Genomic DNA, 7,967 nt, shown 5'->3' with positions numbered 1-7,967 from the left:
AATACTTAATATATAAAAAAGAATTATAAAAACAAAAAATAATATTATTTATATTGGTTTAAATATCTGAAAAAAATTTTCAGAAGTTATAAATATTGTTACAAAATTTATTTTGATTTTATTTATATAAAATAATGCCTAAAAATGGTAATTAATATAATTATAATTACTTCCTATAATGTATATTATGTAAACCAATAAAAAGATTAAAGCAAAATCCTTATATCTTGAAATTAAATATTATTTTTCCAAAAAGAAAAGGAAAAATATTTTTTATTTTTTAGAAAAGATTGTTTTTTTACTTTTTACCTATTTAAAAATAAAGTTGATGATTAATATCATTTTTCTTTTTTAAAGGGTTAAAAACATTACTTTAAGGCTATAAAAACGTATTATTGTTTTTTATTCTAATTATTTTCTCTAAAATCCATTAAAAAGGTCTTTGTCGGTTTGTTTAAATAATATTTTAATTATAGTAAATAAATATTATTATAATTAAAGTTAAATAAAGTTAAATGTTGTTGGAATGCCAAAACCATCCCCTACTGATTTAGAACAAATTAAACTCTTTTTACAAACTTTAAAACAAGATTTAATCAAACCGACTATTATATACCCACTCTAAAAAGAAAAATACTTACCAAGAAGCCAATTACCGTCCTAAAAATCAAACCCTTTTCGTCGATCCTCAAATCTTAGAAGAAATTAAGCAAACAAAAATAACCTTAATTAATGATAATTTTTTTTTAGTAATAGTTATAAAAACTATTACTTTCATATTTAACCCCTCTTAAAAGCCAAAAATAACACCCTTAAAACCTATCATGATATCTTTTAAATCAATTATAAAAATGAATCTAAAAACGCCATCAAAAAATTAATCGAAAAAATTAATCTTCACAAATTAGACATCTTACAATTACATCAACTCAATTCAAACAAAAAAAGATAAATATGGCAAATTAAACCAAACAAACTACAACAAAAGTCTGGGCACCAAAGATGTCTTATTTGCAGCAGTCAAAACCAAAGTAAATAAAAGTTGAATAAAATTTCAAAAAAGTAGCACTTTTTTGAAAAATCCACTATATATATTAATGTAAGGATTAGTATAGTTTATTTTATTTTTTTGAATAGGAGCCCAAACAATCGGTTGCAGTGGATTCCATAAAAGAAAAAAAAGACTAACTTAAAAGTTAGTCTTAAAGAATTTTTAAAAAGTAAAAAAGTTGCCTTAACTTTTAGAGCGCAATAAATATTTTTAATTAAGGTTATCTGATAATAAATAGATTGACTCAATAATGTCGTATATTTATTAAATTTGTTAATCTTGGTTTTGTCCTTTTTTAGCTTTTTTTATTTTTGTCTAATAAATCATTTGATGTTTGTATATAATGTTGTAAAAAAATCTAAATCTTTTTCTGAAGATAATGTTTCTTTTTCTAATAATTCGTTACACAAATGTATTAAAACGTTTCTATTTTGGAAAATAATCTTTTCTACTTCAGCAATATGTTTTCTGAATTGTTGTTTGTCCGATTGTTTTTCTATTATTGATTCTAAATTAACTCTTGCATGATTAAAATCTGAATAGAATTCAGTTTTATCTTTAATCGAATGATTTTCTATAAAACATTCTGCAACTAAACCTGCTAAATTAACTTGAATATTACTTATGTTATCTCCATATGGAAAATGAAAAAAACATCCTTCATATCCTTCATCTGAATCAGGTTTAATTGTAACTTTCTCTATAAAATCTTTTATTTTATTTTTTATATTTTCTTCTGTTTCTTCTTCATTTTGCGGACATGTTTTAAGATGATATAAAAAAGTTAAAGTATGTCCTGATTCATGTATAGCTGTTATTCTTTTTGGAATATTATCATAACTATTTATTTGTACAAATGGATAAGTTAATGAACTCCATGAATCCTCTTTATACAATTTTTGAATATTTTCTTCAATATTTTTTTGCACATTGGACATTATTTCTTTTTCTAATTTTTCTTCTAATTTTTCTTCTAATTTTTTGGATTGATTTATAATTTCATATTTAATATATTCAAATGTGTCTTTTTTTTCTTTTATTTGCTGAAATACCGAATTTAATTTTTCTTCTAAGTCTATTTTTATTTGTTCAATTTGACCTTTTAATATTCCTATTTGCTCGTTCAAGTTATCATGAACATCATTATATTGTTTTTTTAAATTTAATTCTTTTTCTAAGTCTATTTTTGTTTGTTCAATTTGATCTTTTTGACCTTTTAATATTCCTATTTTTTTGTCAAAGTTATCATGAACATCATTATATTGTTTTTTTAAATCATTTTGTATTTCTTCTATTTTTTTAACTAATTTTTCATTTGTTACTCTTGCATTATCAATATTTGTATTATTTAATTCACTATCTAATGATGTTTGTATTTTTTCTATATAATGTTGAAAATAATCATTCATATTTTGCGAATTATCTTCATTAATAAATGGTGAAATTGATAAATTTGTTTTTATTGAAGTTAATCGTTCATTATTCTCTGTTAGCGATTTTTGTATTTGATCATCATATGTTTTAAAAACATCTTCGTATTCTTTTATTAATTTTTCTTTTATTTGTTTTATTACGTTTGTTACATCATCAACAATATTTATATTATTTGATGCATTATTTAATAATTTTATTAAATCATATAATGTTTCAATTGATTTTATGTTTTTATTTGTTAGCGATGGTTGTGTTTGAAAATTAAATTTACTCAAATCCTTTTCGTGTTTGTTTATTTCATTTATTTTTTGTTGTAACTCTTTAATAATATTTTTGAAATTATAATTACTTTTGTTAATTTTCTCAAAAATATCAATCATATTATTTTTATTACCAGAAACAATTAAAGATATGTTATTTGAAAATTGTTCTAATTGAGATTTTTGTGAATCGTCTTTAATTAATTTTTGTTCAATTTTATCTGCTTCTTCGCAAATTTGGATTACATCATTATTTAAATATGTTTTTTCATTATTAATTAATTTTTCGAAATCTTTCTTATATTCATTATTTAATTTTAAACGATACAATTTCTTATCATTAAATTTATTTTTATTTAAATATTTTAATTCTGAATTTAATTCTTGAACTGTTTTATCCTTATCTTTTGAAATATTTTTTTCATTTTCTTTAATAACAACCTTATCTGCATCATCCGTCGTAATATAATCTTTTATAAAATTTCCGTTTCGAATTTTTAATGTATCTGCTTTTTTTTCATTTTGTTTTAAAATTTTTCCTTTTTTATCGATGAATTTGTTAAATGTCGAATCTACTTGTTGAATAAAATCATTTAATTTTGTTGTTGAACGCTCTGAAATATGTTTTATTATTTTTTCATATTTTTCTTTCTCTATATTTTCTTGTTCTTCATCTGGAAGTTGATTTATTCTATTTCGCCATTCTTGATTATATTCATTTTCTTGATCAGAAGAAATTCTCTCTATTGTTTTTTTCCATTCTTCTTTTTTATTTTCTTCATTTTTTTTATATTTCGAAAATTCATCATAAAGTGAATCATGTTTTTGTTTCAATTTTGATATATTTTTTAAATAATCCTCTACAAATGACATAAAATCTTTTTTTAATGGTTTAATTTCAATTTGATTTTGAAAAAAAATTATTAATATAATTTAATCTTTCTTTTGTATAAACTAATAATTGTGTAAAATCTGAATATATATCTTTTATTTTTCTTTTTCGCTGTCAATATTTTTATTTAAAATTTCTAATTCTTCATCTTTAGTTTTTGAATAAAAATAAGATGGATTTAATTCATATTTTCTTTCTATTTCCTGTTTTTTTCTATTTAAATCACTATCTAAAAACTCCATTTGTTCTTTATATGTTTTATCTATTTTATTGATTTTGTTATCTATTTCATAATATTTGTTTTTAATTATTTTATCAAATTTGTTTTTGAACTCTGCCCAATTTGTTTTATATGATGTATTAGTGCCATCTTCAACTAAACTATTTAAAAAACCAACTTCAATACATAATTTTTTAATATTGAATAAATTTTGTAATTGTTTATGATAATTTTCCAAAAATAATTTAATATTTTCATTAAATTGTTTTTTTAATTGTTTTTCTATTATATTAGATCTCATAATAGTTGCATTTTTATTTATATCAATGTATTCCTCAAGAGAAATAGAAATCTTTAATGGTTGCAATGATTCTAAAGATTTTTGTCCAAATATTGTAATAAAATCATTATCTAAAACATCATCTGTTAAATTATTTTGTGTTTTCACTTCTCTTATAATTTCGGAAATAATTTGACGCATTTCTTCTCGTTTTGAAGTTAAGTATTTGAACGCATCATCAGTTAATGTTGTTTGAATTGTTTTGAAATCCATTTCTTCATCAAAGGTAATATTGTATAATTCTATAATAAACTGTTGATTTGTTTGAGATAAAAAATGACTAAACATTTGTGAACGTTTAAGATCATTCAGTTCTCTTTTAGCTGTGTTTTTTGTTTCATCAATCGAATATTTTTCTAAAGGATAATTATTCTTTTTTAAACCGTAATTATGTTTAAAATCAATTTGTATTGGTTTTAAATTATTTTTTTCTTTTTTTTCAAACTTTTTTCTTTGTTGTTTATCAATTGGTTTTAAAATATTATTTTCTTTTTTTCAAACTTTTTTCTTAGTTGTTTGTAAATTGTTTCGATTGCGTTTTCTTGATTTAAAGAATTCTTATTTATTTCTTTATAAAGTCGATTAAATTCTTTTCTTATTTCTGATTCTTCATATTTATCCTTATTTTGTTCTAAAACAATATCAAGACAAGGTAAATAATCAAATATTTCTTGAAGTTTTGAAGTTTCTATTTCGCAATCTTTTCTTTGTTTTCTATAAATTTCATCAATAAATGATTCTTGTTTTACAACAATTTCTTCTTTTTTAACAGATTCTTTATTTGTTTCTTCATTTTTTACTTTGTTTTCTTCAATTATTCTTCTTTGTTTATAAATTTCGTCAATATAATTCGGTGAAGCTTTTACTTTTATCAAAGAGACAAATAATAAAAAAAGACAAATAATAAAAAGAAAATAATTTTTTAATTTTTTATAATAATAAAGCATTATTATATATACCTTTAATTTCCTTATATCTAGATAAAATATTATTATTTCGTTTAATATTATTGATTTAGATTTACATTTTTAGATTTTCATTCATATAATCTAAATCAGGGCCGAAATATTCTTTAGAAGCTTCTTCTAAATCTGAAATTAAAATTTGCGTGTGTGAATGATTGCCAGCAATTAAAAACGCTTGAGACAAAAAATTTTCTATTTTTCTAGTTGTTTGAATATCAAAAAAATGTTTTTTAACTTTGTCTAAATAACTTATATCTAAACCTTCTTCAATTCGGTCTGTTTCGTATTGTACTTTATATGATTCTTCAATTTTTTTTCTATTTGATTGATCAGTTAAGACATCATCAGAAGTCATCAAAGAACCTTTCATTTCTTTTTCAGTTTTACTAATAGCTGGAATTTCGAATTTAAATTTTTTGCCGTCATTTGATGTTTGCTCTTTACCTATCTTTTTAGCAAATTCTATAGGATTTTCAATTGCTTTTTTAAATCTTGGAATAATTTTGTTTTTTAAATGATTTTTTGCATTTTGAGCGAATTTATATTTATTTGATAATTCAATAAAATATTGTTCTCTTTCTACATCATTTAAATAACCTAAATAAATAGGATCTAAACGATTTTGAATAGCACTGTCAATTTTATCTAAATGATTAGTCGCAGCAATAAAAAAAATAGGATTTTCAGGATCAGTATTTACACCATCTAATTCCATTAAAAATGTATCAGTTTTTTTCGCGTCTCCTGTTTCTAAATTTTGTGATGTTCTAGATTTGATTAACTCTTCGGCTTCATCTGCAAAAACAATAGAAGGGCTGTTTCTTCGAGCTTTTTTAAAAATTTCTTCTATTTCTTTAAGACTATGAGCAGAAGTAATATTATAGAAATTCATTTTAGATTCTTTAGCAAAACATTTAGCGGTAAAAGTTTTCCCTGTTCCTGGTGGACCATATAAAATAATTCCTTTAGGGTAAGGTATTTTTTCATTACTATTCTCTTGTAACTTTTTAAAATTTTTTAATTTGTCTGGCTTAAATATATTAATATAACTATTTAATTTTTTTTTAATTCTTCTTGTCCGAATATTTTTTCGAAACCCTTAAAGTGAACATAATTGTTTTCTGGAGGGGTTAACATTTCTAATATACTCATAGAACTATTATTACTAATAGCATTTGAATTTCTATCATTAATAGCCTTAATATTCTTATTTTTAATAATGAACAAAATAATTCCTAATAAAAATAAAAAATTAAATTAAATATAATTTTCTTTTTTTAAAAAATGTCATTTTTTTAATATTTTTCTTCTTTCTAAATAAACTATTTTTTTTATAAGCAACAATAAATATATTTATTGTTGCTTAGTTACTTAATTATTATTCATTGAATTGGGATTTTACTAAATATTTTAGGTAGCCTTTCGTTTCTTAATGAATTACTTTTCTTCATTAGGTATTTCATATAATCCCATATTATTTTTTTGAACCTAGATATTTGTTCTTCTTCTGCGTCACATTTATCAAATTTATTAAAATCTTCTATAATAAAATTTAAAATATTAGCATAGTTGCTTAAAAATTGTCTTCCATCATCAAAATCTTTTTCTGTTAATTCTTGTTCTGGAATGTAATCATAAATTCTTTTTTCATTACTAATACTCGAATGAAGTTTTTTCAATTCGATAAATTTTTCAAAACATTTCTTATACCATTTTATAATTGTTATAATTTGATCATAAATAATTGTCTCTTCTTTATTGTTAGTATCAATTTTTTCTCTTTGTTTTTCAAAATGCATCAAAGCATTTTGGAGATTTTTTTTAATTTTTTTTTCTTCTTTGTTATTTTTTACATCTTTTTTTATTTTGATGAAATCTTTTTTTATTTTTTCTAAATCATCATTATCACTACGAAGCTCCATATTTTTTTCTAAAGATTTGTTTATTTCCTCAATTTTTTGTTCCAAAGATTCCGAAGAAAAATCATCTTGTTTTTGAATCTGTTCTTTTTTGCGAGAAATCGATTGATAAAATTGGTAAAAAAGAATACCAATCAATATAAAACTGATAATTTGAAAAAGTATTAAAATAAAAAATTTTTGTTTTAATATTTGCATTTTTTATAACCCTAATCTTATTTATATTTTTCTATTTAAATTTCTAAATTATTTTTTTGAAATCATTATTTCTTTCATAAAATTATCATTGCATGATTCTTGAATTATTTGGTCAAATAAGACACCATTTTGGTTTTTTATATAATTATTTATATCAATTTGATGTTTTTCGAAATCATCGAATTTTGACAAATCAATAACACAATTTTGAAATTTTTCTTTCATTTTATTATTCATAATTATTTCTGAAATTTTTGATGTATTTTTCGGATAAATTTGTTTAAATAATTCAATAAATTTATCAAAAGTTTTAAAATAATATTTGATAGTTTTAACAAATTGTTCTATTTGAAGAATATATTCTTCTGTTTGGATTTTGTCTAATTTAAATTGTATATATTCCATATCAAAAGGATTTAATTTTTTTTATTTTTTTGTAATAATTTGTCAACTTTTTTATACAATTTAAGCAAATCTCGTTGTTTTGTCAAAAATATTTTTGTGAATAAATCAACATTTAATCTATTTTCTAATTTTTCAACTTCGATAATTATTTTTTCAATAGGTTGTTCTTTTTCTAAATTATTTTCAAAATATATTTGTTTACATTCTTTTGTTTTTTGTTCGAAATTATTATATTTATCAAAGTCAAAATTTAAAAATATAGTCATTTTTTTCTTTATATATT

7 protein-coding genes are annotated in these 7,967 nt (G+C 20.8%); all 7 read right to left on the bottom strand.

Features of this window, described 5'->3' with window-relative positions:
• Positions 1-1,374: 1,374 nt before the first annotated feature.
• Positions 1,375-3,618 (bottom strand): hypothetical protein, encoded by a 2,244-nt coding sequence (locus CPX_RS02340; RefSeq protein ID WP_053521566.1) that lies wholly within the window; start codon positions 3,616-3,618, stop codon positions 1,375-1,377.
• 114 nt (positions 3,619-3,732) lie between these two features.
• Positions 3,733-4,485, bottom strand: a complete 753-nt coding sequence (locus tag CPX_RS02335) for a hypothetical protein (RefSeq protein WP_053521564.1) — start codon at positions 4,483-4,485, stop codon at positions 3,733-3,735.
• Between the two features lie 185 nt (positions 4,486-4,670).
• Positions 4,671-5,144: a hypothetical protein gene (locus tag CPX_RS02330; protein WP_053521562.1), complete on the bottom strand. Its 474-nt coding sequence runs from the start codon at positions 5,142-5,144 to the stop codon at positions 4,671-4,673.
• 73 nt (positions 5,145-5,217) lie between these two features.
• Positions 5,218-6,120, bottom strand: a complete 903-nt coding sequence (locus CPX_RS02325; protein ID WP_235443255.1) for an ATP-binding protein — start codon at positions 6,118-6,120, stop codon at positions 5,218-5,220.
• A gap of 424 nt (positions 6,121-6,544) precedes the next feature.
• Positions 6,545-7,279, bottom strand: coding sequence for a hypothetical protein (locus tag CPX_RS02320; RefSeq protein ID WP_053521558.1), 735 nt, complete (start codon positions 7,277-7,279; stop codon positions 6,545-6,547).
• Between the two features lie 48 nt (positions 7,280-7,327).
• Complete coding sequence (locus tag CPX_RS02315) at positions 7,328-7,684, bottom strand: hypothetical protein (protein ID WP_053521557.1); 357 nt, start codon at positions 7,682-7,684, stop codon at positions 7,328-7,330.
• An 11-nt stretch (positions 7,685-7,695) separates the two neighbouring features.
• Positions 7,696-7,967, bottom strand: a 272-nt coding sequence (locus CPX_RS02310) for a hypothetical protein (RefSeq protein ID WP_235443254.1), incomplete at its 5' end; no start/stop codon positions are given.

Origin of the sequence: Candidatus Phytoplasma pruni (genome assembly GCF_001277135.1) — a bacterium.
GTDB lineage: Bacteria > Bacillota_I > Bacilli_A > Acholeplasmatales > Acholeplasmataceae > Phytoplasma > Phytoplasma pruni.
This window is presented reverse-complemented; position numbering and strand designations above follow the sequence as displayed.

Bases quoted from the DNA above. Each gene is read 5' to 3' on its own strand.
- CPX_RS02330 (WP_053521562.1), bottom strand. From the start codon at position 5,144: ATGCTTTATTATTATAAAAAATTAAAAAATTATTTTCTTTTTATTATT.
- CPX_RS02315 (WP_053521557.1), bottom strand. From the start codon at position 7,684: ATGGAATATATACAATTTAAATTAGACAAAATCCAAACAGAAGAATAT.
- CPX_RS02320 (WP_053521558.1), bottom strand. From the start codon at position 7,279: ATGCAAATATTAAAACAAAAATTTTTTATTTTAATACTTTTTCAAATT.
- CPX_RS02335 (WP_053521564.1), bottom strand. From the start codon at position 4,485: ATGTTTAGTCATTTTTTATCTCAAACAAATCAACAGTTTATTATAGAA.
- CPX_RS02340 (WP_053521566.1), bottom strand. From the start codon at position 3,618: ATGTCATTTGTAGAGGATTATTTAAAAAATATATCAAAATTGAAACAA.